Origin of the sequence: Streptomyces tauricus (assembly GCF_014650955.1) — a bacterium.
Taxonomy (GTDB): Bacteria; Actinomycetota; Actinomycetes; order Streptomycetales; family Streptomycetaceae; genus Streptomyces; species Streptomyces tauricus.
This window is the reverse complement of the sequence record NZ_BMVY01000009.1, coordinates 112,481-136,477: the sequence shown is the minus strand read 5'-3', so window position 1 is coordinate 136,477 and position 23,997 is coordinate 112,481. Positions and strand designations below refer to the sequence as shown.

Annotated in this window: 21 protein-coding genes; 11 read left to right on the top strand and 10 right to left on the bottom strand. The window is 70.9% G+C overall.

All coding sequences use genetic code 11. From position 1 onward, the window contains the following. Positions 1-381: 381 nt before the first annotated feature. Positions 382-1,248 (bottom strand): Fic family protein, encoded by an 867-nt coding sequence (locus IE278_RS16975; protein ID WP_189773159.1) that lies wholly within the window; start codon positions 1,246-1,248, stop codon positions 382-384. A gap of 95 nt (positions 1,249-1,343) precedes the next feature. On the opposite strand from IE278_RS16975, the gene IE278_RS16970 reads away from it, so the two are divergent. Beyond that, on the top strand, positions 1,344-2,330 hold the full coding sequence (locus IE278_RS16970; protein ID WP_189773158.1) for an ATP-binding protein: 987 nt from the start codon (positions 1,344-1,346) through the stop codon (positions 2,328-2,330). 19 nt (positions 2,331-2,349) lie between these two features. On the opposite strand, the gene IE278_RS16965 is transcribed toward IE278_RS16970, so the two are convergent. Continuing rightward, complete coding sequence (locus IE278_RS16965) at positions 2,350-3,666, bottom strand: polysaccharide deacetylase family protein (RefSeq protein WP_189773156.1); 1,317 nt, start codon at positions 3,664-3,666, stop codon at positions 2,350-2,352. Positions 3,667-3,936: 270 nt separating this feature from the next. Between IE278_RS16965 and IE278_RS16960 the strand changes: the two genes are divergently transcribed. From IE278_RS16960 to IE278_RS42285, 6 genes are all read left to right on the top strand, one after another. Next, complete coding sequence (locus IE278_RS16960; RefSeq protein WP_189773155.1) at positions 3,937-6,333, top strand: bifunctional SulP family inorganic anion transporter/carbonic anhydrase; 2,397 nt, start codon at positions 3,937-3,939, stop codon at positions 6,331-6,333. Between the two features lie 361 nt (positions 6,334-6,694). Beyond that, positions 6,695-8,653: an acetate--CoA ligase gene (gene acs, locus IE278_RS16955; RefSeq protein ID WP_189773154.1), complete on the top strand. Its 1,959-nt coding sequence runs from the start codon at positions 6,695-6,697 to the stop codon at positions 8,651-8,653. Between the two features lie 228 nt (positions 8,654-8,881). After that, positions 8,882-10,345: a Na+/H+ antiporter NhaA gene (nhaA, locus tag IE278_RS16950; RefSeq protein ID WP_189773153.1), complete on the top strand. Its 1,464-nt coding sequence runs from the start codon at positions 8,882-8,884 to the stop codon at positions 10,343-10,345. A 129-nt stretch (positions 10,346-10,474) separates the two neighbouring features. Then, positions 10,475-10,975, top strand: a complete 501-nt coding sequence (locus tag IE278_RS16945) for a phage holin family protein (protein WP_189773152.1) — start codon at positions 10,475-10,477, stop codon at positions 10,973-10,975. Then, positions 10,972-11,961: an alpha/beta fold hydrolase gene (locus IE278_RS16940; protein ID WP_189773151.1), complete on the top strand. Its 990-nt coding sequence runs from the start codon at positions 10,972-10,974 to the stop codon at positions 11,959-11,961. Before IE278_RS16945 ends, IE278_RS16940 begins: the two co-directional genes overlap by 4 nt. A 202-nt stretch (positions 11,962-12,163) precedes the next feature. Further along, complete coding sequence (locus IE278_RS42285) at positions 12,164-12,343, top strand: hypothetical protein (RefSeq protein ID WP_107018148.1); 180 nt, start codon at positions 12,164-12,166, stop codon at positions 12,341-12,343. A gap of 96 nt (positions 12,344-12,439) precedes the next feature. On the opposite strand, the gene IE278_RS16935 is transcribed toward IE278_RS42285, so the two are convergent. From IE278_RS16935 to nth, 3 genes are all read right to left on the bottom strand, one after another. Continuing rightward, positions 12,440-13,639: a MarP family serine protease gene (locus IE278_RS16935; protein ID WP_189773334.1), complete on the bottom strand. Its 1,200-nt coding sequence runs from the start codon at positions 13,637-13,639 to the stop codon at positions 12,440-12,442. Positions 13,640-13,765: 126 nt separating this feature from the next. Then, positions 13,766-14,491, bottom strand: a complete 726-nt coding sequence (locus IE278_RS16930) for an NUDIX hydrolase (RefSeq protein WP_246570354.1) — start codon at positions 14,489-14,491, stop codon at positions 13,766-13,768. 52 nt (positions 14,492-14,543) lie between these two features. After that, positions 14,544-15,701 (bottom strand): endonuclease III, encoded by a 1,158-nt coding sequence (gene nth, locus IE278_RS16925; protein ID WP_373312013.1) that lies wholly within the window; start codon positions 15,699-15,701, stop codon positions 14,544-14,546. Between the two features lie 691 nt (positions 15,702-16,392). Here nth and IE278_RS16920 point away from each other — a divergent pair. Next, positions 16,393-17,067: a Crp/Fnr family transcriptional regulator gene (locus IE278_RS16920; RefSeq protein ID WP_016642758.1), complete on the top strand. Its 675-nt coding sequence runs from the start codon at positions 16,393-16,395 to the stop codon at positions 17,065-17,067. 164 nt (positions 17,068-17,231) lie between these two features. Further along, a complete protein-coding gene (locus IE278_RS16915) occupies positions 17,232-18,071 on the top strand; it encodes a nucleotidyltransferase domain-containing protein (protein WP_189773150.1) in 840 nt (279 codons plus the stop codon). Positions 18,072-18,090: 19 nt separating this feature from the next. Here IE278_RS16915 and IE278_RS16910 read toward each other — a convergent pair whose 3' ends face one another. The 4 genes from IE278_RS16910 to sp36 all read right to left on the bottom strand — a co-directional run bounded on the left by IE278_RS16910 (position 18,091) and on the right by sp36 (position 20,565). Then, complete coding sequence (locus IE278_RS16910) at positions 18,091-18,930, bottom strand: MBL fold metallo-hydrolase (protein ID WP_189773148.1); 840 nt, start codon at positions 18,928-18,930, stop codon at positions 18,091-18,093. After that, the gene (locus tag IE278_RS16905) at positions 18,927-19,832 is read right to left on the bottom strand and encodes an NUDIX hydrolase (RefSeq protein ID WP_189773147.1); all 906 of its coding nucleotides are present in this window, start codon (positions 19,830-19,832) and stop codon (positions 18,927-18,929) included. The genes IE278_RS16910 and IE278_RS16905 overlap by 4 nt, the downstream gene beginning before the upstream one ends. A 107-nt stretch (positions 19,833-19,939) precedes the next feature. Further along, a complete protein-coding gene (locus IE278_RS16900) occupies positions 19,940-20,407 on the bottom strand; it encodes a RidA family protein (protein ID WP_189773146.1) in 468 nt (155 codons plus the stop codon). Then, positions 20,404-20,565, bottom strand: a complete 162-nt coding sequence (gene sp36 / locus IE278_RS16895; protein ID WP_107018142.1) for a Sp36 family protein — start codon at positions 20,563-20,565, stop codon at positions 20,404-20,406. Before sp36 ends, IE278_RS16900 begins: the two co-directional genes overlap by 4 nt. 232 nt (positions 20,566-20,797) lie before the next feature. Here sp36 and bagA point away from each other — a divergent pair, with 232 nt between their 5' ends. Beyond that, positions 20,798-21,775: an ATPase BagA gene (gene bagA / locus IE278_RS16890; RefSeq protein WP_189773145.1), complete on the top strand. Its 978-nt coding sequence runs from the start codon at positions 20,798-20,800 to the stop codon at positions 21,773-21,775. Further along, complete coding sequence (gene bagB, locus IE278_RS16885; RefSeq protein ID WP_189773144.1) at positions 21,772-23,274, top strand: ATPase BagB; 1,503 nt, start codon at positions 21,772-21,774, stop codon at positions 23,272-23,274. Before bagA ends, bagB begins: the two co-directional genes overlap by 4 nt. A 194-nt stretch (positions 23,275-23,468) precedes the next feature. Here bagB and wblA read toward each other — a convergent pair whose 3' ends face one another. Further along, positions 23,469-23,807 (bottom strand): transcriptional regulator WblA, encoded by a 339-nt coding sequence (gene wblA, locus IE278_RS16880; RefSeq protein WP_055515737.1) that lies wholly within the window; start codon positions 23,805-23,807, stop codon positions 23,469-23,471. Positions 23,808-23,997: the final 190 nt, after the last annotated feature.

Genomic DNA, 23,997 nt, shown 5'->3' with positions numbered 1-23,997 from the left:
TCGCCTCCTGTGGGCCCCTTCTTGCCCACTCCTTGTCCGTCCCTACGAGTCGACCGCCCGATTCGCTCGCTTTTGATCCCAAAAGTAAAGAAGTACAGCGAGGGGTTCCGCTTGCCTTGGACCAGGAGTACAAAGGGATTAACGGCCCGCGAGACCAAGGACATCCGAAAGGATCACCTTCAAACGCAACCGAGGCCCCACGGACCGCGCATGAACACCGGGCACCCACGCGACGTCGACCCGTCGATTACGGGCCAGCCGCACCAGGCGACGGGCAACAGTTCCCGACCTGATGGGCAACACTCCGAGGACGCTTGGTAACCCGGTGAACATGCCAGCGGCGGTACGGGAACCCGTACCGCCGCAACCCTGTGCAGGTACTTATGCCGCGCCCCGCTGCAGCGCCTCGCACACGGCCGTCGACTCCCTGGCGCCGAGTTCGACCGCCTTGCCGCAGTGCGCGATCCAGGCCGCCATCCCGTCCGGAGTGCCCGAGGCATAGCCGTCGAGAGCGGCGGCGTAGGCGGCGCGGCCGAGTTCCGCGTGGCCGACCTCCGGCGGGCAGACCGACTTGGGGTCGAGACCGCTGCCGATGAGGACGATCCGTTCGGCCGCGCGCGCGACCAGGCCGTTGTGGGAGCCGAAGGGGCGCAGCGCGAGCAGTTCGCCGTGCACCACGGCGGCGGTCACCAGGGCGGGCGCCGAACTCCCCGCGATGACCAGCCGCGCCAGTCCGTCGAGCCGGCCCTCGACCTCGGCGGCGTCCGGCAGCGGAAGCCCGATCAGCGGCGGCCCCGCGGCGCCCGCCGCCGGGGTCTCCGTGGCGGGCTCCCCGTCCCGACGTGGACGTCCGACCGCGTCCCCGTTGTCGGCGGCGGCGACCAGGTGCAGCCTCGCCAGCACCCTCAGGGGCGACTGGCGCCAGATGGACAGGAGTTCGCCCGACTCGGCGGTCAGCCGCAGAGCCGCGCCCACCACCCTGGCCTGGTCGTCCCCACTGAAGTCGGCCCTTCGGCGTACCTCTTCCAGGGCCCAGTCCGCGCCGGACAGCGCCGCGGATCCACGGGAGCCCCGCAGCGCCGCCTCTCCGGTGATCTCGTTGCTGCGGCGCCGCATGATGCGGTGCCCGTAGACCCGGTCCACGGCCTTGCGCACGGACTCCACGGATTCCGCCACACCGGGCAGCGAGCCAAGCGCCGCGAGGGGGTCGGCGTTCGCACCTGTCGCACCCGCTCCTGTCGTACTCATGAGTACGACCCTACGCACCCCCGGCCCGCACCCCACGAACGAGTGGTCTTCTTCACGTCCCGGAGCCCTCCGGGCCGGCGGGACCACTACGCTACATGAACATGAAAATTGCTTTCGTTGGGAAGGGTGGCAGTGGCAAGACCACCCTGTCCTCGCTCTTCGTCCGTCACCTCGCGACGACCGGGTCGCCGGTCGTCGCGGTGGACGCCGACATCAACCAGCACCTCGGCCCGGCACTCGGCCTCACCGACACCGAGGCGCAGAGCCTGCCCGCCATGGGCGACCGCCTGAGCCTCATCAAGGAGTACCTGCGCGGCTCCAACCCGCGTATCACCTCCGCCGAGACGATGATCAAGACCACCCCGCCCGGCGAGGGCTCCCGGCTCCTGCGGGTGCGCGAGGACAATCCGGTGTACGAGGCCTGCGCGCGGCCGGTGGAACTCGACGGCGGGGCCGTTCGTCTGATGGTCACCGGCCCCTTCACCGAGGCCGACCTGGGGGTGGCCTGCTACCACTCCAAGACCGGCGCGGTGGAGCTCTGTCTGAACCACCTCGTCGACGGCCCCGGTGAGTACGTGGTGGTGGACATGACGGCAGGCTCGGACTCCTTCGCGTCCGGCATGTTCACGCGCTTCGACATCACGTTCCTCGTCGCGGAGCCCACCCGTAAGGGCATCTCGGTCTACCGGCAGTACAAGGAGTACGCGCGCGACTTCGGCGTCACCCTGAAGGTCGTGGGCAACAAGGTGCAGGGCCAGGACGACATCGACTTCCTCAGGGGCGAGGTCGGCGACGACCTGCTGCTGACAGTCGGCCACTCGGACTGGGTACGCGCCATGGAGAAGGGCCGTCCGCCCCGGTTCGAGCAGCTGGAGGACGGCAACCGCCGTGCGCTGAGCGCCCTCCAGGCGGCCGCCGACGCGACCTACGGGCAGCGCGACTGGGAGCGCTACACACGGCAGATGGTCCACTTCCATCTGAAGAACGCGCAGTCGTGGGGCAATGAGCGCACGGGTGCCGACCTGGCCGCCCAGGTCGACCCCGCCTTCGTCCTGAGGGAGGCCGAGGCCGCCACGGCGTGAGCCGCACGCGGCCCGGGCGCTACGGCTTGACCGCCGGGGCGCCCGGCACTCCCTTCGGCGCCGGGGCCGGCCGGTCGGACAGGAACGACGCCCAGTCCTGCTTCGGAGCCTGGCCCACCTTGAGCGTGCGGAGCTTGTCGAGGGTCTTGGGGTCCTGGGCGTCGAGCCAGTCGGCGAGCTGCCGGAAGGAGACACACCGCACCTCGCGCTTGGTACAGACGCGCTCGATGGTCTCCTCGATGGCCCGCATGTACGTGCCGCCGTTCCAGGACTCGAAGTGGTTGCCGATGATCAGGGGCGCGCGGTTGCCCCGGTAGGCCCGGGAGAAGCCCTTGAGCAGGCCGTCACGCATCTGGTCGCCCCAGTACTCGTGCTTGTCGGGATCGCCCTGGGAGGTGGTGCCCGACTGGTTGACCATGAAGTTGTAGTCCATGGTCAGCGTCTCGAACCCGCGGCCCGGGACCGGGACGAGCTGCATCGAAAGATCCCACAGGCCCGCCTTCTTCCTGGGCCAGACCTGGTCGTTGACGCCACTGGTGTCGTAGCGGAAGCCGAGCTCGCGGGCGGCCCGCGTGAAGTTCTTCTGCCCCTCCAGGCAGGGCGTGCGGGCGCCGATGAGTTCCTTGTCGTAGTCGAAGGGCAGCGGTGAGCCCTTCGCCGTACCGGTGTTGGTCTTCCAGGACTTGACGAAGGACTTGGCCTGGGCGATCTCGTCCTTCCACTCGGCGACCGACCACTCACCCACTCCGCCGCCGCTGCCGCAGAAGTGGCCGTTGAAGTGCGTACCGATCTCACTGCCTTCGAGCCAGGCGCCGCGCAGCTGCTTCACGGTGTCCCGGATGCCCTGCTCGTCGTTGAAGCCGATGTCGGAGCGCCCGGGCGAGTGCTGCGGCGGCCGGTACAGATCGCGCTTGCCCTCCGGGAGCATGTACACGCCGCTGAGGAAGTACGTCATGGTCGCCCGGTTGTCCTTGGCCACCTTGCGGAAGTGCGAGAAGAGCTTCTGGCTGTCCTCGCCCGCCCCGTCCCAGGAGAAGACCACGAACTGCGGCGGCCGCTGCCCGGGCTTCAGCCGCTCGGCCCGGGGCAGACGCGGCTGCGCGCCGGTGAACGCGGTGGAGCCGTCGCCGATCAGCCGGACCGCGTTCTTCGGCGCCGGAGCACCCACGCCCTTCCTGGCCCCGTGCGCACCCTCGCCGTGCGCCTTCTCACCGTGGGCCCCCTCGCCCTGTGCGCCTTTTTCGGCTCCGGTGTCGCCGATCCCGCATCCGGCGAGCGCCGCGGCACAGACCGCGATGACGGCGACGCTCTTGGTGAACCTCTGAGTGGCGGCCATGCTCCGCCCACCTTCTTCCTTCAATCGGGACAAAACAGACGGCGAGGCCAAGATCGCAGGGGTCCCGAAAGGAGGTGGTGCGACAAGCCGATCAAAATGACTAATCACTCTCCGGAATGAAGCGTTGGACCATTTGCGCTATTTTTCCTGACACGTCCTTTACTCTCCATTACGATTCATTTACCGAGCGTTGTTAAATCCCGCCGCTGTACGCCGTGACCCACGGCCGCGCCCCCAAGCGACCGCGTAGCCCCGGAGGAGACGGGAACCATGACTGCCTTCGTCCCCACTCGCACCGACGACTCTTCGCACACCCCGGACGAGGGGCGGCCGCACAGCCCGTCCCCGCCCTGCCGCGACACCGCCCGGATCCCACGGATCCTCCGCCTGCCGAGGCCCCCTCGGCTCCCCCGGATCGCGGCCGCCGACCTGTCGGCCTCGGTCGCCGTCTTCCTGATCGCCCTGCCCCTGTCTTTGGGCATCGCCCTCGCCACCGGAGCACCGCTGCAGGCGGGGCTCGTGGCCGCCGCCGCGGGCGGACTCGTGGCCGGCCGACTCGGTGGCTCACCTCTCCAGGTGAGCGGCCCCGCCGCGGGGCTCACCGTGGTCACCGCCGATCTCATCCAGAAGTACGGATGGCGTACGACCTGCGCCATCACCGTCCTCGCCGGACTGGTCCAGCTCGGCCTGGGCTTCCTGCGGGTGGCCCGCTCCGCACTCGCCGTCAGCCCCGCGATCGTGCACGGCATGCTGGCCGGCATCGGCATCACCATCGCCGTCGCCCAGTTGCACATCGTGCTCGGCGGCTCCCCCAGCAGCTCGGTCGTCGACAACATCCGGGCGCTGCCCGCCCAGTTGTCGCACCTCCAGGTGGCAGCGCTGTCGATGAGCGCCCTGACACTGACCGTGCTGCTGGCCTGGCCTCGCGTCCCCGGGCGCGTGGGGCGGATGCTGCGTACCGTCCCGGCCGCGCTCGTCGCCGTCGCCGCGGCCACCACGACGGCCGCCCTCGCCGGGCTCACCCTCCCCAAGGTCGATCTGCCGTCCTGGCGCAGTCACGCGCTGGCCGGACTGCCCGAGGGTCCGGCACTCGGAATCGTCGCCGCCGTGCTCACCACCACGCTGGTGTGCAGTGTCCAGTCGCTCCTGGGTGCCGTCGCCGTGGACAAGCTCACGGCCAGACGGCCGGCTCAGCAGGGGCGTTCCGACCTCGACCGCGAGCTGCTCGGACAGGGCGCCGCCAACATCGTCTCCGGCACCCTCGGCGGGCTCCCCGTCGCGGGCGTGGCCGTACGGACCTCGGCGAACGTCCAGGCCGGCGCCCTCAGCCGGAACTCCACGATGCTGCACGGCGTCTGGATCACGGTGGCCGCGCTGCTGATGGTCCCGTTCCTGGAGCTGATCCCCCTCGCGGCACTGGCCGCCCTGGTGATGGCCGTCGGCATCCAGATGGTGTCCCTGCACCACATCCGCACGGTCACCCGCCACCGAGAGGTGCTGGTGTACGCCGTCACCACCCTCGCCGTCGTCGTCCTCGGAGTCCTTGAGGGCGTCACCCTCGGGATCGCCATGGCCGTCGGCGTCGCCCTGCACCGCCTCACCCGGACGCGGATCACCCGCTCGGTGGGCCCGGACGGCGTCCACCACGTGCGCGTGCGCGGGCAGTTGACGTTCCTCGCCGTGCCCCGGCTCAGCCGGGCCCTGCATCTGGTGCCGCCGGGGGCCGATGCCGTGATCGAGCTAGACGGCTCCTTCATGGACCACGCGGCGTACGAGTCGCTGCACGACTGGCAGAGCGCGCACACCAGCCACGGCGGCTCCGTCGAGCTGACCGGGCGCACCGGAGCGCGGCTCGCGGAACCGCACGTCAAGGACGACGACGGGCAGTCGTCACACTGCCACTGCCGTCCCTGGACGCCCTGGCGCAACCACCACTGCGAGAGCCCCGAGACACCGCCGCCCGGCGGGCACCGCAGCGGGCACCAACTGGCCAGCGGCATCAGCACGTTCCAGCGCAACACCGCACCCCTGGTGCGCGGCGAGCTGGCCCGGCTCGCCCGGGAGGGGCAGCAGCCCTCACAGCTCTTCCTGACGTGTGCCGACTCCCGGCTGGTCACATCGATGATCACTTCCAGCGGCCCCGGCGACCTCTTCGTCGTACGCAATGTCGGCAATCTCGTGCCGCCGCCCGGTGAGGAGAGCGGCGACGACTCGGTGGCCGCCGCGATCGAGTACGCGGTGGAGGTGCTGCGGGTGCGGTCCATCACCGTGTGCGGGCACTCCGGATGCGGGGCGATGCAGGCGCTGATGAACACCGAACCGGGAGGCGCCCGGACACCGTTGAAGCGGTGGCTGCGGCACGGACTGCCGAGCGTGGAGCGCATGACCGCCGAGGACCGGCCCTGGACCCGGATCGCCGGACGGGCGCCCGCCGACGCCACCGAGCAACTCTGTCTCACCAACGTCGTGCAGCAGCTGGAGCATCTGCGGGCCTACGAGTCCGTGGCCCGCGCACTGGAGGAGGGTGTGCTCGAACTGCACGGGATGTACTTCCACGTGGGCGAGGCCCAGGCCTACCTCCTCACGGCGGCCGCCCCCCGCGACGAGGAGGAGGGAGAGCTCTTCGACCGGGTCGCGGCGACGGCCCTGTACGACACCCAGGCCTGAACCACCGCGGCCTGACCCACCGAGCCCGGGCGCCCCTTCGGCTTGCCCCACCGCGCCCGGGCGCCGCGCTTCGGCCTGAACCACCGCGTCCGGGCGGCACCCCGGCCTGAACCGCTCCCTTCCCCCGTCCGTGAGAACGTGTGGCCGCCCGTGTCCGCGGGCAGGCCACCCGCACACAGGATCCAGCGTCCATGATCCGGCACACAGGTCTAAACCAATTCCCGGACGGCCCTTGTCACCAGGGGCTTGCGTCTGATGAGCTGTGGCCTGGGACACAACGGGCGCCCCTGGCACAGCACCGCAAGGGAGATGTCGTGAGCAACGAAAGCCTGGCCAACCTGCTGAGCGAGGAGGGGAAAGCATGAGCGAGCCGTCCTCACTCTCCAACCTGCTCAAGGAAGAACGCAGGTTCGCGCCGCCCGCCGACCTGGCCGGACACGCCAACGTCACCGCGGAGGCGTACGAGCAGGCCAAGGCTGACAGGCTCGGCTTCTGGGCCGAGCAGGCCCGCCGGCTGACCTGGGCCACCGAGCCGACCGAGACCCTGGACTGGTCGAACCCCCCGTTCGCGAAGTGGTTCCAGGACGGCAAGCTCAACGTCGCCTACAACTGCGTGGACCGCCATGTCGAGGCCGGCCACGGCGACCGGGTCGCCATCCACTTCGAGGGCGAGCCCGGCGACAGCCGCGCCATCACCTACGCCGAGCTGAAGGACGAGGTCTCCAGGGCGGCCAACGCCCTCACCGAGCTGGGCGTCGAGAAGGGCGACCGGGTCGCCGTCTACCTGCCGATGATCCCCGAGGCCGTCATCTCGATGCTGGCCTGCGCCCGCATCGGCGCCGCGCACTCGGTCGTCTTCGGCGGCTTCTCCGCCGACGCCATCGCCACCCGCATCCAGGACGCCGACGCCAAGCTGGTCATCACCTCGGACGGCGGCTACCGCCGCGGCAAGCCCGCCGCGCTCAAGCCGGCCGTCGACGAGGCGGTCTCCCGGGTCGACGGCGTGGCCAAAGTCCTCGTCGTGCGTCGTACGGGCCAGGACGTCGCGTGGACCGAGGGCCGCGACGTGTGGTGGCACGAGATCACGCAGAAGCAGTCCGCGGAGCACACGCCCGAGGCGTTCGACGCCGAGCACCCGCTGTTCATCCTCTACACCTCGGGGACGACGGGTAAGCCCAAGGGCATCCTGCACACCTCCGGCGGCTACCTCACCCAGGCCGCGTACACGCACCACGCCGTCTTCGACCTCAAGCCGGAGACCGACGTCTACTGGTGCACCGCCGACATCGGCTGGGTCACCGGGCACTCGTACATCACGTACGGACCGCTGGCGAACGGCGCGACCCAGGTGATGTACGAGGGCACGCCCGACACCCCGCACCAGGGGCGCTTCTGGGAGATCATCCAGAAGTACGGCGTGACGATCCTCTACACGGCCCCCACAGCCATCCGTACGTTCATGAAGTGGGGCGACGACATCCCCGCGAAGTTCGACCTGTCGAGCCTGCGGGTCCTCGGGTCGGTCGGCGAGCCGATCAACCCCGAGGCGTGGATCTGGTACCGCAAGCACATCGGCGCAGACCGCACCCCGATCGTGGACACCTGGTGGCAGACCGAGACCGGCGCCATGATGATCTCGCCGCTGCCGGGCGTCACCGAGACCAAGCCGGGCTCCGCGCAGCGGGCGCTGCCGGGCATCTCGGCGACGGTCGTCGACGACGAGGCGCGGGAGGTCCCCGACGGCGGCGGCGGTTACCTCGTCCTGACCGAGCCGTGGCCGTCGATGCTGCGCACCATCTGGGGCGACGACCAGCGGTACATCGACACCTACTGGTCGCGTTTCAAGGGCAAGTACTTCGCGGGCGACGGTGCCAAGAAGGACGACGACGGCGACATCTGGCTGCTCGGCCGGGTGGACGACGTGATGCTCGTGTCCGGGCACAACATCTCGACCACCGAGGTCGAGTCGGCGCTCGTCTCGCACCCGTCGGTCGCCGAGGCGGCGGTCGTGGGCGCGGCCGACGAGACGACCGGACAGGCGATCGTGGCCTTCGTGATCCTGCGCGGTTCCGCGTCGGAGACCGAGACCCTCGTCGGCGAGCTGCGCGACCACGTCGGCAAGACCCTCGGCCCGATCGCCAAACCGAAGCGGATCCTTCCGGTGGCCGAGCTGCCCAAGACCCGCTCCGGCAAGATCATGCGCCGGCTGCTGCGCGATGTCGCGGAGAACCGCCAGCTGGGTGACGTCACCACGCTGACCGACTCCACCGTCATGGACCTCATCCAGACGAAGCTCCCCGCGGCGTCCAGCGAGGACTGAGGCAGATCCCGTACGGGCGCGGACCCAGGTCCCGTACGGGCGCGGGCTCCGAAGGGGCACCCGGCGGCGGACTCGCCGGGTGCCCCTTTTCCATCGCGGGTAGGCTGCGACACGTAACCACACGACAACACAACGTCCGAGCTCCGAACGAGCCCGGAGTTTCCATAGGTGCGCCGGGAAGTCTGGTCGGCATGTGCTCCGCCCTGCCCACCGACCGGAGGTCGACCCGTGTCCGCGCCCACCCCCTCCCCCACGCCAGGCGACAGCGACAACCGCCAGGCCGCCCAGGAACGCGAAGGCCGTGACAAGGACCGCAAGGTCCTGGGACGCCTCTCGCTGCCCGAGCGGACCTTCGTCGCGGACGCGCTGCGCACCGAGACGGTCGGCGGCGTCCTCCTGCTCGTCGCCGCCGTCGCCGCGCTGATCTGGGCGAACACCCCCGTCCGGGAGAGTTACGAGTCCGTCCGCGACTTCCACCTCGGGCCCGCCGCGCTCGGTCTGAACCTCTCCGTCGAGCACTGGGCCGCCGACGGACTCCTCGCGGTCTTCTTCTTCGTCGCTGGCATCGAGCTCAAGCGCGAACTGGTCGCGGGTGACCTCAGGGACCCACGGGCCGCCGCGCTCCCCGTGGTCGCCGCGCTCTGCGGGATGGTGATGCCCGCGCTGGTCTACACCCTGGTCGGCGTCACCGGCGGCGGCTCGCTCGCCGGCTGGGCCGTACCCACCGCGACGGACATCGCCTTCGCGCTCGCCGTCCTCGCCGTCCTCGGTACGTCGCTGCCGAGCGCCCTGCGCGCCTTCCTGCTCACGCTCGCCGTCGTCGACGACCTCTTCGCGATCCTGATCATCGCGGTCTTCTTCACCGATGACCTGGACTTCGCCGCGCTCGGCGGCGCCGTCGTGGGCCTCGCCGTCTTCTGGCTGCTGCTCAGGAAGGGCGTACGCGGCTGGTACGTGTACGTGCCGCTCGCGCTGGTCGTGTGGGGCCTGATGTACAACAGCGGCATCCACGCCACCGTCGCCGGCGTCGCGATGGGCCTGATGCTGCGCTGCACCCCCCGCGTGGACGAGGGCGAGGAGCACTCACCGGGCGAACAGGTCGAACATCTCGTACGCCCCCTGTCGTCGGGCCTCGCCGTACCGCTGTTCGCCCTTTTCAGCGCCGGGGTAGCGGTGTCGGGCGGCGCGCTCGGCGAGGTGTTCACCCAGCCGGAGACACTCGGGGTCGTCCTCGGTCTCGTGGTCGGCAAGGCGGTCGGGATCTTCGGCGGTACGTGGCTGACGGCCCGCTTCACCAGTGCGTCGCTCTCCGACGACCTCGCCTGGCCGGACGTCTTCGCGGTGGCCTCCCTCGCGGGCATCGGCTTCACCGTGTCGCTGCTCATCGGCGAACTCGCCTTCGCGGACGACCCGGCGCTCAGCGACGGCGTCAAGGCAGCCGTCCTGACGGGCTCGCTGATCGCGACCGTCCTGTCGGGCGTGCTGCTGAAGCTGCGCAACGCCAGGTACCGCAAGCTGTGGGAGGCCGAGGAGCGCGACGAGGACCTCTCGGGCGTCCCCGACGTGTACGAGCAGGACGATCCGGCCTACCACCTGCGCATGGCCGAGATCTACGAGCGCAAGGCCGCCGAGCACCGAAGGCTTGCCGAAGTGACGGGCGGGGCAGGCGTGGGGCACGACGGTCCGGCATGATCTGACACACACGGTCCGAAACGTACGGCCCGGACCTGACGGTCCGAAACCACCGGCCGGACCGTACGGACGGCCACGGCACAGCCAAGACAACGGCGACACGACAACCAAGACAACAGGGAGAACGCGATGAGCGCACCCGACGGCAGCCCGGTCGGCGCCGAACGCAGCATCGGCCAGCTGTTCGCCTCGGCGACGACCGAGATGTCCGCGCTGGTGCACGACGAGATCGCACTGGCGAAGGCCCAGCTCAAGCGGGACGTCAAGCGCGGGGCGGTCGGCGGCGGCGCGTTCAGCGCGGCCGGCGCGGTACTGATCTTCTCCCTGCCGATGCTGAGCTTCGCCCTGGCCTACGGCATCCGCACCTGGAGCGGCTGGAACATGGCCGTCTGCTTCCTGCTGTCGTTCGCCGCGAACGTGCTGGTGGCCGCGGTCCTCGCACTGATCGGTGTGGTCTTCGCGAAGAAGGCCAAGAAGGGCAAGGGCCCGCAGAAGACGGCGGCCTCGGTCAAGGAGTCGGCGGCCGTACTGCAGAACGTGAAGCCGCACCCCCGTGAGGTGACCACCGTGTACCGGGTCGGTGACGGGGTCGGTGACGGGGTCGAGGCTGTGACACGCTCGTCCTCATGACGGGCTCCTCCCTCCCTGCGGGGCAACCATCCTCGGCCTCCGCGGGGCATTCATCCTCGGCGCAACCCACCTCTGTCGTACGGCTCGACGTGCCCGGCGCGAAAGAGGTGATCCACCGGGACGTCGCCGCGAACGGGGCGCGCTTCCACATCGCCGAGACGGGTGACGGGCCGCTGGTCCTGCTGCTGCACGGCTTCCCGCAGTTCTGGTGGGCCTGGCGGCATCAGCTGGTGGCGCTCGCCGACGCGGGCTTCCGCGCGGTCGCCATGGACCTGCGGGGCGTCGGCGGCAGCGACCGCACCCCGCGCGGCTACGACCCCGCGAACCTCGCGCTCGACATCACCGGGGTCGTACGGTCCCTCGGTGAGCCCGACGCCGCGCTGGTCGGCCATGACCTCGGCGGCTATCTGGCGTGGACGGCGGCCGTGATGCGTCCCAAGCTGGTGCGCAGGCTCGTGGTCTCCTCGATGCCCCATCCCCGGCGCTGGCGCTCGGCGATGCTCTCGGACATGAAGCAGACCGCGGCCGGTTCGTACGTCTGGGGCTTTCAGCGGCCCTGGGTCCCGGAGCGCCAACTGATCGCCGACGAGGGCGCGCTGGTCGGCCGGCTGATCCGGGACTGGTCGGGGCCGCGGCTGCCGGAGGACGACGTCGTGGACGCGTACCGGCGGGCGATGCTCATCCCCTCGACCGCGCACTGCTCGGTCGAGCCCTACCGGTGGATGGTCCGCTCGATGGCCCGTCCCGACGGCATCCAGTTCAACCGGCGCATGAAGCGGCCGGTGCGGGTGCCGACGCTGCATCTGCACGGATCGCTCGACCCGGTGATGCGCACACGGAGTGCGGCGGGGTCCGGGGAGTATGTCGAAGCGCCGTACCGCTGGCGGCTGTTCGACGGGCTCGGGCACTTCCCGCACGAGGAGGATCCGGTGGCGTTCTCCACCGAGTTGGTGAACTGGCTGAAGGACCCCGAGCCGGACCGCTGAGGCGGCCTCGGCCCGCCTCTCGGTCAGCCCACGGACGGCGCCTCGGGCGGCCTCTCAAGGGGGTCCGATCGCAGGCTGTCGCCCCGTGCGTCACACGGGCCCCAGGAACGTCTGTTCTACGAACGCCAATTGCCTCACGCATAGGCCAATTGGGGGGCGTGGGGGCGGTTATCGACCTTGGGGCTGGGGCAGACGTCGGTGTATGGGCTGGACGCACGACTACAGTGACGCAGCACGCAACCGCCGCTCGATCGGCGGGCTGAGTTCCCACCGGAGGGGCGCCCCGCAATTGCAGGGCACGGACCCCCGGCTGGGAATCCCGCACATTCTGAGGCGCCGGGCCCGATGGGTCTCGGCGCGTTTGCGTCATCCCCGCGGCTGAGCCGCGCGAGACGCGGCCGTACCGGCCAGGGACCTTCCCCGCGTGGGGCTCGCCGCCCTCGCGGACAGGCGGTTCGTGCGACCCGTGTGACGGGCCTCAGAGCGCGCAGCTGTCGCTGTCCACCTGCTGGTTGGCGGTGCGGCCCTTCGTGATGTCGTCCTGGATCTCGTCCACGGTCAGCGCGTAACCCGTCTCGGGGTCGTCGAGGGACTTCGCGAACACCACGCCGTACACCTTGCCTTCCGGGGTGAGCAGAGGGCCGCCGGAGTTGCCCTGGCGCACGGTCGCGAAGAGCGAGTACACCTCGCGCTTCACCGTGCCCCGGTGGTAGATGTCCGGGCCGTTGGCCGTGATGGGGCCGCGCACCCGCGCCGCGTTGATCGTGTACGAGCCGTTCTCCGGGAAGCCCGCGACGATCGCGCCGTCCAGCCGGACGGCCGCCCGGTCGGAGAACTGCAGGACGGGTGCCTGCAGATCGGGCACGTCGAGTACGGCGATGTCGCGCTCCCAGTCGTAGAGCACGACCTTCGCGGCGAGCCGCCTGCCCTCGCCGCCTATCTGGACGTACGGCTCGTCCACGCCGCCGACCACGTGCGCGTTGGTCATCACGCGGCGCTGTCCGAAGACGAAGCCGGTGCCTTCGAGTACCTTGCCGCAACTCTGGGCGGTGCCGGTGACCTTGACGATGGAGCGCTTGGCCCGGGTGGCGACCGGGCTCGTCGCGAGGGCCGGGTCGGGAGCGGGCACCTTGTCGATCTGCTCGTCCGAGAAGGGGCTGAAGACCTGCGGGAAGCCGTTCTGCGCGAGGACCTTGGAGAAGCTCGCGAACCAGGTGTCGGCCTGGGCGGGCAGCGCCCGCGCCACCCCCAGCAGCACCCTGGAGCCGCGGACCTCCTTGCCGAGCGTCGGCAGCGTCGTACCGGCCAGGGCCGAGCCGATCAGCCAGGCGACGAGGAGCATCGCCACGACGTTGACGAGGGCGCCGCCCGTGGCGTCCAGGGCGCGGGCCGGGGACCAGGTGATGTACCGGCGCAGCTTGTTGCCGAGATGGGTGGTGAGGGCCTGGCCGACCGAGGCGCAGACGATCACCACGACCACGGCGACGACGGCGGCGGTCGTACCGACCTCCGCCTCGTCCGTCACCGCGCCCCAGACGACGGGCAGGAGGTAGACGGCGACGAGGCCACCGCCCAGGAAACCGATCACCGACAGGATGCCGACGACGAACCCCTGCCGATAGCCGACGATCGCGAACCACACGGCGGCGACCAGCAACAGGATGTCCAGCACGTTCACTGCCACTGCCTCAAGCCTCGCCTCATCACTTTGCGGTGGCCACGCCCTGGCCGGGGGGCCGGCCCGCCGCACGGCGGCAGGGGGACACGGAGCCTCCCGGGAAGACACAGCACGGGGGCCACCCTGTCATGCGCGCCAGTCGAGCGGGACCTGCTTGTCGCGGTCCCAGGGCAGCTCCCAGTCGGCGTAGTGCAGCAGGCGGTCGATGATTCCGGCTGTGAAGCCCCAGACCAGGGCCGATTCGACCAGGAATGCCGGACCTCGGTGGCCGCTGGGGTGCACCGCCGTCGCGCGGTTTGCCGGATCCGTGAGATCCGCCACGGGCACGGTGAAGACCCTCGCGGTCTCGTTCAGGTCGACCGCGTCGACCGGGGTCGGCTCGCGCCACCAGCCGAGGACGGGGGTCACCACGAAGCCGCTCACCGGGATGTAGAGCTTCGGGAGCACCCCGAAGAGCTGGACGCCCCGGGGGTCGAGCCCGGTCTCCTCCTCGGCCTCGCGCAGGGCGGCCCTCAGCGGCCCGTCGGTCTTCGGGTCGCCGTCCTCGGGGTCGAGGGAGCCGCCGGGGAAGGACGGCTGCCCGGCGTGCGATCTGAGCGAGGTGGCGCGCTCCATGAGCAGCAGCTCGGGGCCGCGCTCGCCCTCGCCGAACAGGATCAGTACGGCCGACTGGCGTCCCGCGCCGTCCTCCGGAGGCAGGAAGCGGCTCAACTGGAGGGGCTGGACCGTCTCGACGGCGCGCACCACCGGGTCCAGCCAGCCGGGCAGCCCGGCCTTGGTCACGACCGGATCGCCGTACCGCGTGTGGTGTGTGCCGTCCTGTATGTCGTGCGTATGGCTCGCGCGCGTCATCGCCACCCCCGTTCTGCTGCTCTCAACGCCCGCGAGACCGCAGATCGTTCCGTCATCCGGTGCCCCGCGAGGGTGAACCGGTCGCGGGCGCGGCGGGTGACGCGGACGGGGGTGAGGTGGGTGCAGCGGGCTCGGGCTCGGGTGAGGCGGAGGTGGAGGCGGGCACTCCGAGGGGCGGGGCCGGGATGCCGCCCGCGTCGAGGTAGGACTGCGGAGGGTTGAGGCGCTGGCCCGGGAAGCCGCCCTTCTCGTACTTCAGGAGCTTCTTCGCCTTCTCCGGGTCGGTCTCGCCCTCTCCGTACGCCGGGCAGAGCGGGGCGATGGGGCAGGCGCCGCAGGCGGGTTTGCGGGCGTGGCAGATCCGGCGGCCGTGGAAGATCACGTGGTGGGACAGCATCGTCCAGTCGGTCTTCGGGAAGAGCTCGCCGATCGCCCGCTCGATCTTGTCGGGCTCCTTCTCGGCGGTCCACTCCCAGCGTCGTACGAGCCGCTGGAAGTGGGTGTCCACGGTGATGCCGGGGCGGCCGAAGGCGTTCCCGAGGACGACGAAGGCGGTCTTGCGGCCGACGCCGGGCAGTTTCACCAGGTCTTCGAGACGACCGGGCACCTCGCCGCCGAAGTCGTCCCGCAGGGCCTTGGAGAGGCCCATCACCGACTTGGTCTTGGCCCGGAAGAACCCGGTGGGCCTCAGGATCTCCTCGACCTCCTCCGGGTTCGCCGCGGCCAGGTCCTCGGGCGTGGGGTACTTCGCGAAGAGCGCCGGTGTCGTCTGGTTCACCCGCAGGTCGGTCGTCTGCGCCGACAGGACGGTGGCGACGACCAGTTGGAAGGGGTTCTCGAAGTCCAGCTCCGGGTGGGCGTACGGGTACACCTCGGCCAGTTCGCGGTTGATACGCCGGGCCCGCCGGACGAGAGCCGTGTGCGACTCGTTCCGGGGAGGCTTGGCGGGGGCGATGCGCTCGGTGGCCACGGCTTTCTTGGCGGTCCCAGTCACAGCCTTCTTGGCGGTCCCGGCCACGGCTTTCTTGGCCGTCCCAGTCACGGCTTTCTTGGCGGGCGCGGCCCCGGCTTTCTTGGCGGGCGCGGACTTCGCGGCTGACGCCGACTTCGCGGCCGACGCGGCTTTCTCGGCGGGCGCTGACGTCTTGGCGGGCACTGACTTCTTGGCTGGCACGGCTTTCCTCACGCGAGCGGTCTTCTCGGCCGGCACGGCTTTCCGGGCAGGCTCGGCCTTCGTGGCCGACACCGCCCTCTTGACCGTCACCGCCCTCTTGACCGTCACGGCCTCATCGGCAGGCGCGGCCTTCTCGGCAGCCGCCTTCACGGACGCGCTCTTCGTCGCGCCCGCTCCGGAGGACCGGGCCGTACCCGCCCCGGACGCCCGGATCTTCTTCGCGGGCGCCTTCTTGCCGGGCGCCTTCACCGGCGCACTCCTCTTCGCGGTCTCCTTGGCGGTCCTCTTCGCGGCGGCGGCCTTCTTGGCGACCGCAGCCTTCTTCGCGGCAGCGGCCATCTCCGACGCGGCGACCCCCGCGGCCTTCCCGGCGGCCCCCGCCGCGGTCGTCGCCGGTCTCGACCCTGCCGCTTTTGTCGTTTTCTTCGCTCCACCGGAGCCCTGTTCGCCCACAGCGGAATCACGACGTACACCCACGCGCCCAGCCCCCTTGGCCTGTGCTCTCACCGGCGATTTGGACACCCGGCCAGCCTAAAGCCCACCACCGACATCTGGCCCGGCCACCATCCATCAGCCCCCAATTGGCCCCCTGCCGCACTGTCGGACACGCCGGTGCGGCAGACTTGTGACTGATCACACTGTTTGGACCGTCCAGCAAAACGGGGAACACGGACCCCTGGTACACCGGGACCAAGATCCCCTATGCAGGTCGACAAGGAGAGAACTCGTGGACGACGTTCTGCGGCGCGCCCCGCTCTTCGCGGCGCTCGATGACGAGCAGGCCGCGGAGCTCCGCGCCTCCATGAGTGAGGTGACCCTCGCACGCGGGGACGCGCTCTTTCACGAGGGCGACCCCGGAGACCGCCTGTACGTGGTCACCGAGGGCAAGGTGAAGCTCCACCGCACCTCACCCGACGGCCGCGAGAACATGCTGGCGGTCCTCGGCCCCGGCGAGCTCATCGGTGAGCTGTCGCTGTTCGACCCCGGCCCGCGGACGGCGACCGCCTCCGCGCTGACCGAGGTGAAGCTGCTGGGACTCGGCCACGGCGACCTCCAGCCCTGGCTGAACGCGCGGCCCGAGGTGGCCGCTGCCCTGCTGCGCGCCGTCGCCCGGCGGCTGCGCAAGACCAACGACCAGATGTCCGACCTGGTCTTCTCCGACGTGCCGGGCCGGGTGGCCCGCGCGCTCCTGGACCTCTCGCGCCGCTTCGGTGTGCAGTCCGAGGAGGGCATCCACGTCGTGCACGACCTGACCCAGGAGGAGCTGGCCCAGCTGGTCGGCGCCTCCCGTGAGACGGTCAACAAGGCGCTCGCCGACTTCGCGGGCCGCGGCTGGCTCCGCCTGGAGGCCCGCGCGGTGATCCTCCTGGACGTGGAACGCCTCGCGAAGCGCTCGCGCTAGTCACGACTTCTTGCGCTAGTCACAGCTTCTTTACAGAAGGGCCCTGCCACACGGCAGGGCCCTTCTTCTGTCCGCCCGCGCCTGTTTCCTCCTCCGCGCGTCTCCCGCTCGCGAGGAGGGGAAATGGCATGCCCGCGCGGGCCCTGTCCGGGCACAGTGGTCGCATGTCGAAGAGAGGGCTCGACGCCCTGGGGTACATCGAGCGCGAAGGTTCCTTGGGGCGCGTACCGAAGGCGTTCCGGCCGGTCGTCGCCGCGGCCCGCGACCGGGTGCTGGACGTCTTCGGGGCCCGGCTGCACAGCGCGTACCTGTACGGGTCGATTCCGCGCGGCACCGCGCGCCCGGGCCGTTCCGACCTCGACCTGCTGCTGGCCCTGCGCGAGGAGCCCACGGAGGCGGACCGGGCGGACGCGCGCACCCTCGACGAGGCCCTCGACAAGGAGTTCGCCCAGATCGACGGGGCCGGGACGCTGCTGGTCGGCCGGGCGCAGGTGCTGAGCGACCTGGAGAGGCACGACCTCGGGTGGTTCGTCGCGTGCCTCTGTACGCCCCTGCTGGGCGAGGACCTCGCCGAGGAACTGCCGCGCTACCGCCCCGACACGCTCCTCGCCCGTGAGACGAACGGCGACCTCGCGCTGCTCCTCCCCCGCTGGCGCGAGCGGATCGCCCGCGTCGCGGGGGTCACCGGGGCGGGCGGCTCGGAGGAGGCCCTGCGGCCCCTGGTGCGCCACCTGTCCCGTCATCTCGTCCGGACGGGCTTCACGCTCGTCATGCCCCGCTGGAACGGCTGGACGAGCGATCTGACGGAGATGGCCGAGGTGTTCGCCGCGTACTACCCGGAGCGGGACCACCCGCGGCGGGCCGTCCGGTTGCGGGAGGCCGCCGTCCTCGGCCACGAGCCTGTCGGCGACCGTGCCGTCCTGCGGTCGTACGTCGACGATCTCGGCCCGTGGCTCGCCGAGGAGTACGCGCGCGTGCACGGCGTCAAGAACCCGCGCCCCTGAGCGAACACTCTGCGGGGCCTCACTCCCGGCCGATGAGCCCGTGCTCCTTGAGGTAGTCCAGCTGCGCCCGTACCGACAGTTCCGCCGCCGGCCACAGGGAGCGGTCGACGTCCGCGTAGACGTGCGCGACGACCTGGGAGGGGTCCGTGTAGCCGTCCTCGACGGCCGTCTCGACCTGGGCGAGGCGGTGGGCGCGGTGGGCCAGGTAGAACTCCACGACGCCCTGCGCGTCCTCCAGGACCGGCCCGTGGCCCGGCAGGACCGTGTGCACGCCGTCGTCGACCGTCAGGGACCTGAGCCGCCGCAAGGAGTCCAGGTAGTCGCCCAGACGCCCGTCGGGGTGGGCCACGACGGTGGTGCCCCGGCCCAGGATCGTGTCGCCGGTCAGCACGGCCCGGTCGGCGGGCAGATGGAAGCAGAGTGAGTCGCCGGTGTGGCCGGGGGTGGGGACGACGACCAGTTCCAGGCCGCCCGTCGTGATCACGTTCCCGGCGGCCAGGCCCTCGTCGCCGAGCCGCAGCGCCGGGTCGAGCGCCCGCACCTTCGTGCCCGTCAGCTCGGCGAACCGCGCGGCGCCCTCGGCGTGGTCCGGGTGCCCGTGCGTCAGCAGGGTCAGCGCGACCCGTTTGCCGGCCTTCTCGGTTGCGTCGACGACAGCGCGCAGGTGTACGTCGTCCAGGGGCCCCGGATCGATCACCACCGCCAGTTCGGAGTCCGGCTCGGCCACGATCCAGGTGTTCGTGCCGTCCAGGGTCATCGCGGACGCGTTCGGGGCGAGGACGTTGACCGCGCGCGCGGTGGCGGGGCCGGAGAGCACCCCGCCGCGCGGCTGGCCGGGCAGTGCTGCGGCGTCGGTCATGCGGAGGCTCCACCGGTCGGGATGTGCTTGGTGAACTCGTCGTGGCCCGGCCAGCTGAGGACCAGCTCGCCGTCCACCAGCCTGGCCCGGGCCAGCACGGGTGTCATGTCCCGTCCGGGCGCCGCCGCGAGGGCCTCGGCGGCACTCCCGTACGCGCCGAGCTGGCGCAGGGTCGCGATGGTGGGCGGCATCATCAGGAGGTCGCCCCTGTCGTAGCCGTCGATCGCCTCCGAGGGGCGGATCCAGACGGTGCGGTCGGCCTCCGTGGAGGCGTTGCGGGTGCGCTGGCCCTCCGGGAGGACGGCCACGAAGAAGAAGGTGTCGTAGCGGCGGGGCTCGAACTCCGGGGTGATCCAGCGCGTCCAGGCGCCCAGGAGGTCGGAGCGCAGCACGAGCCCCCTGCGGTCGAGGAACTCGGCGAAGGAGAGGTCGCGGGCGACCAGGGCCGCCCGGTCGGTCTCCCAGTCGTCCCCGGTGGTGTCGCCGACCACGGTGTCCGCGGCCGGGCCCGCGAGCAGGACGCCCGCCTCCTCGTACGTCTCGCGGACCGCCGCGCAGACGATCGCCTGGGCGGCGGTCTCGTCGACGCCGAGCCGGGACGCCCACCACGCGCGCGTGGGGCCCGCCCAGCGGACGTGATGGTCGTCGTCCCTGGGGTCCACACCGCCGCCCGGATACGCGTACGCGCCTCCGGCGAAGGCCATGGAGGCGCGTCTGCGCAGCATGTGCACGGCGGGATGGGAGCCGGTGTCCTCGGGGCGGGAGCCGGTGGAACCGGAACCCGTGTCCTTGAGCAGCATGACGGTGGCCGCCCGCCTGGGGACGACCGGTGTGAGCGTGCCCTCCGCGAGTGCGCGGATCCTCTCGGGCCACTCCGGGGGGTACCACTGCCCATTCGCCATGGGCGGAGGCTATCCCGGAGTGAGCTGATGTTCGAGAGGCAACGATCGGTCCCCCGGAGGGCCCCATCAGCGCGTCGTCTCCCCGGCGGGGGCAGGCGAAGGCGTGCTTATGCCTCCGTCAGCTCCACCTGGATCTCGACCTCGACGGGTGCGTCGAGCGGCAGCACCGCCACGCCGACCGCGCTGCGCGCGTGCACGCCCTTGTCGCCGAGAACCTCGCCCAGCAGCTCGCTCGCGCCGTTGAGGACAGCGGGCTGGCCGGTGAAGTCGGAGGCCGAGGCGACGAAGCCGACGACCTTCACCACGCGCGCGATGCGGTCGAGGTCGCCCGCGACCGACTTGACCGCCGCGAGGGCGTTCAGCGCGCAGGTGCGGGCCAGTTCCTTGGCCTCCTCGGGGGTGACCTCCGCGCCCACCTTGCCGGTGAGCGGAAGCTTGCCGTCCACCATCGGGAGCTGGCCGGCCGTGTACACGTACACACCCGACTGCACGGCGGGCTGGTACGCGGCCAGCGGCGGCACGACGCCCGGCAGGGTCAGCCCCAGTTCGGCGAGCTTCGCCTCGACAGCGCTCACGCGGCCCTCTCCCGCTTCAGGTAGGCGACGAGCTGCTCGGGGTTGTTCGGCCCGGGCACGACCTGGACGAGCTCCCAGCCGTCCTCGCCCCAGGTGTCCAGAATCTGCTTCGTGGCGTGGACGAGCAGAGGCACGGTTGCGTATTCCCACTTGGTCATGGGGGCGACTGTATCCGCTGGCGCGCCCCGCCTTTCCTGGACCTCCGCCCGCCGCCCCGCCGCCGCCCCGTCCGACACCGGGCGGCGACCGGGCCGAGGCCGGGACGGCGACCCGGCCGATGGCTGAGCGGCGGCCGGGCCGATGACTGGGCAGGGCGCTCCGTGGGCACCCGTATGCGAAGCAGGGCCCCACGGCCACCGCACCACCCAGTGAGGAATTAGGCTCGAAGACGTGAGCAGGCTTCAGGTCGTCAGCGGCAAGGGCGGTACCGGAAAGACCACGGTCGCCGCAGCACTCGCGCTCGCCCTCGCGACCGAGGGCAAACGTGCCCTTCTGGTCGAGGTCGAGGGCAGACAGGGCATCGCGCAGCTCTTCGAGACGCAGGCGCTGCCCTACGAGGAGCGGAAGATCGCCGTCGCTCCAGGGGGCGGGGAGGTGTACGCACTCGCCATCGACCCCGAGCTGGCCCTTCTGGACTACCTCCAGATGTTCTACAAGCTCGGCGGCGCGGGCCGCGCCCTGAAGAAGCTGGGCGCCATCGACTTCGCGACCACCATCGCGCCGGGCTTGCGGGACGTGCTCCTGACGGGCAAGGCCTGTGAGGCCGTACGCCGCAAGGACAAGCGCGGGCGGTTCGCGTACGACTACGTGGTGATGGACGCGCCGCCGACCGGGCGGATCACCCGCTTCCTGAACGTCAACGACGAGGTGGCCGGGCTCGCCAAGATCGGTCCGATACACAATCAGGCGCAGGCCGTGATGCGGGTGCTCAAGTCGCCCGAGACCGCCGTGCACCTGGTGACGCTCCTGGAGGAGATGCCCGTCCAGGAGACCGCCGACGGCCTCGCGGAGCTGCGTGCGGCGCGACTGCCGGTGGGGCGGACCATCGTGAACATGGTGCGGCCCGCGATCCTGGACGAGGCCGACCTGGAGCTCGCGCGCGAGGCACCGCGAACGGCCGTCGCCAAGTCGCTGTCGGCCGCGGGACTCGGCGGCGCGCGCCGCGGCGGGGTCGCCGAGCGCCTGGTGGAGCCGCTGCTGACCCAGGCGGACGAGTACGCCGAGCGGTACGCGCTGGAGCGCGAGCAGCGGACGGTGCTCCAGGGCCTGGGGCTGCCGCTGCACGAACTCCCGTTGCTCGCCGAGGGAATGGACCTCGCGGGCCTGTACGAACTCGCCAAGGAACTGCGTCAGCAAGGGATCTCATGAGTCAGGACCCGGCCCGCGCAAACGATTCTGCCCGCGGACGCGGGCCCGCCCGCGCGTCTGAGGCCGCCCGCACGACCGGCACCGCAGGCTCGGTCGACACCGCCCGCGCGATCGACACCGCGTCCTCGGCCGTCCTGGGCGTCGACGCGCTGATCGACGACCCCGGGACCCGCATCGTGGTCTGCTGCGGTTCGGGCGGCGTCGGCAAGACCACCACCGCGGCGGCGCTGGGCCTGCGGGCCGCCGAGCGCGGTCGCAAGGTGGTCGTCCTGACCATCGACCCGGCGCGCAGGCTCGCCCAGTCGATGGGCATCGACGCGCTCGACAACACCCCGCGCCGGGTGAAGGGCATCGACGACTCCGCGAGCGGCGAACTGCACGCGATGATGCTCGACATGAAGCGCACCTTCGACGAGATCGTCGAGGCGCACGCGGACCGCGAGCGGGCCGCCACGATCCTGAACAACCCCTTCTACCAGTCGCTCTCCGCCGGCTTCGCGGGCACGCAGGAGTACATGGCGATGGAGAAGCTGGGGCAGCTGAGGGCGCGCGACGAGTGGGACCTCATCGTCGTCGACACGCCGCCCTCGCGCTCGGCCCTGGACTTCCTGGACGCCCCCAAGCGGCTCGGGTCGTTCCTGGACGGCAAGCTGATCCGGCTGCTGACCGCGCCGGCGAAGCTGGGCGGCCGGGCCGGGATGAAGTTCCTGAACGTCGGGATGTCGATGATGACCGGCACCCTGGGCAAACTGCTGGGCGGCCAGCTCCTCAAGGACGTGCAGACCTTCGTCGCCGCCATGGACACCACCTTCGGTGGTTTCCGTACGCGCGCGGACGCCACGTACAAGCTGCTCCAGGCGCCCGGTACGGCGTTCCTGGTGGTCGCGGCCCCGGAGCGGGACGCGCTGCGCGAGGCGGCGTACTTCGTGGAACGGCTGGCCGCGGAGGAGATGCCGCTCGCCGGTCTCGTGCTGAACCGGGTCCACGGCAGCGGTGCCACCCAGCTGTCCGCCGAGCGCGCGCTCGCCGCCGCGGAAAATCTTGCCGAGGCCCGCATTGTGGATCAGGTGGGCGGGAAAGCTGGACTTCGTAACTCTCCCGACACGTACGGCAGTTCAGAACCACCCGCTACCGAGACCGCCGTTCCCGAGGCTCCCTCATCCGACGCAGGCTCCCCCGCCGCGGACCGGACCAGTGCCGACGGAGCCGGAACGGACGACGACCGCGGCACGGCGGACCCCAGCGCCGAAGCCGACGACGACCGCAGCACGGAAGGCCGCACCGTCGAACAACTCACCGCAGGCCTGCTGAGGCTGCACGCCGAACGTATGCAACTGCTCTCCCGCGAGCAGCGCACACGTGATCGCTTCGCCGCGCTCCACCCCGAGGTGGCGGTGGCCGAAGTGGCCGCGCTGCCCGGCGATGTGCACGACCTCGCGGGGCTGCGACACATCGGGGACCGGCTCGCGGCGGACAGCTCACCGACGGCGGCCTCCTGAGCCGCTCGACGACAGCTTTCTGAGCCTCGCGGGGCCACGGGGCCCGCTGTGGCGTACGTGGCGCACGCCGTCGTCGTACCGCGCGTACGCCGTTGTACGGGGTCACGTGGACGTCACTCGTACCTCTGAGGACGCCACTCGCACCTCTGGCGCATACGGAAGCGCTGTGAGTCCGCTGCGTGCGCGGAGCCCGGTCAGCCCACCGCTGCGTAGTTCTCGTACACCTCTTCCTCGTCGAGAGGCAGGATTCCCGCCCCCCGCTCGTACTCGGTACGCGCGGTTTCGAGCAGCCTGCGCCAAGAGGTGACGGTTGGCCGCCTGCGCAGCAGTGCGCGGCGCTCCCGCTCCGTCATCCCTCCCCACACGCCGAACTCGACGCGGTTGTCCAACGCGTCGGCCAGGCACTCCGTGCGCACCGGGCATCCGGTGCACACTGCCTTCGCCCGGTTCTGCGCTGCTCCTTGAACGAACAGTTCATCCGGATCGGTAGTGCGGCAGGCCGCCTGCGCACTCCAGTCGGTTACCCAGCCCATACCGGCGCCGTCCTCTCCCGAATCGAGGCTCCCCCACGGCGGCAGCGGCATATTCACCGCCACCAGTTCAGGACGTTACGGAAGGTGGGCACAGTCAACCAGCCCCTTCGGGCCCAATCTTGAATGGCCCGAATGGACTATGGGTACGCGACAGATCACCCAACGGAGTGACCCGACGACATACGTGACT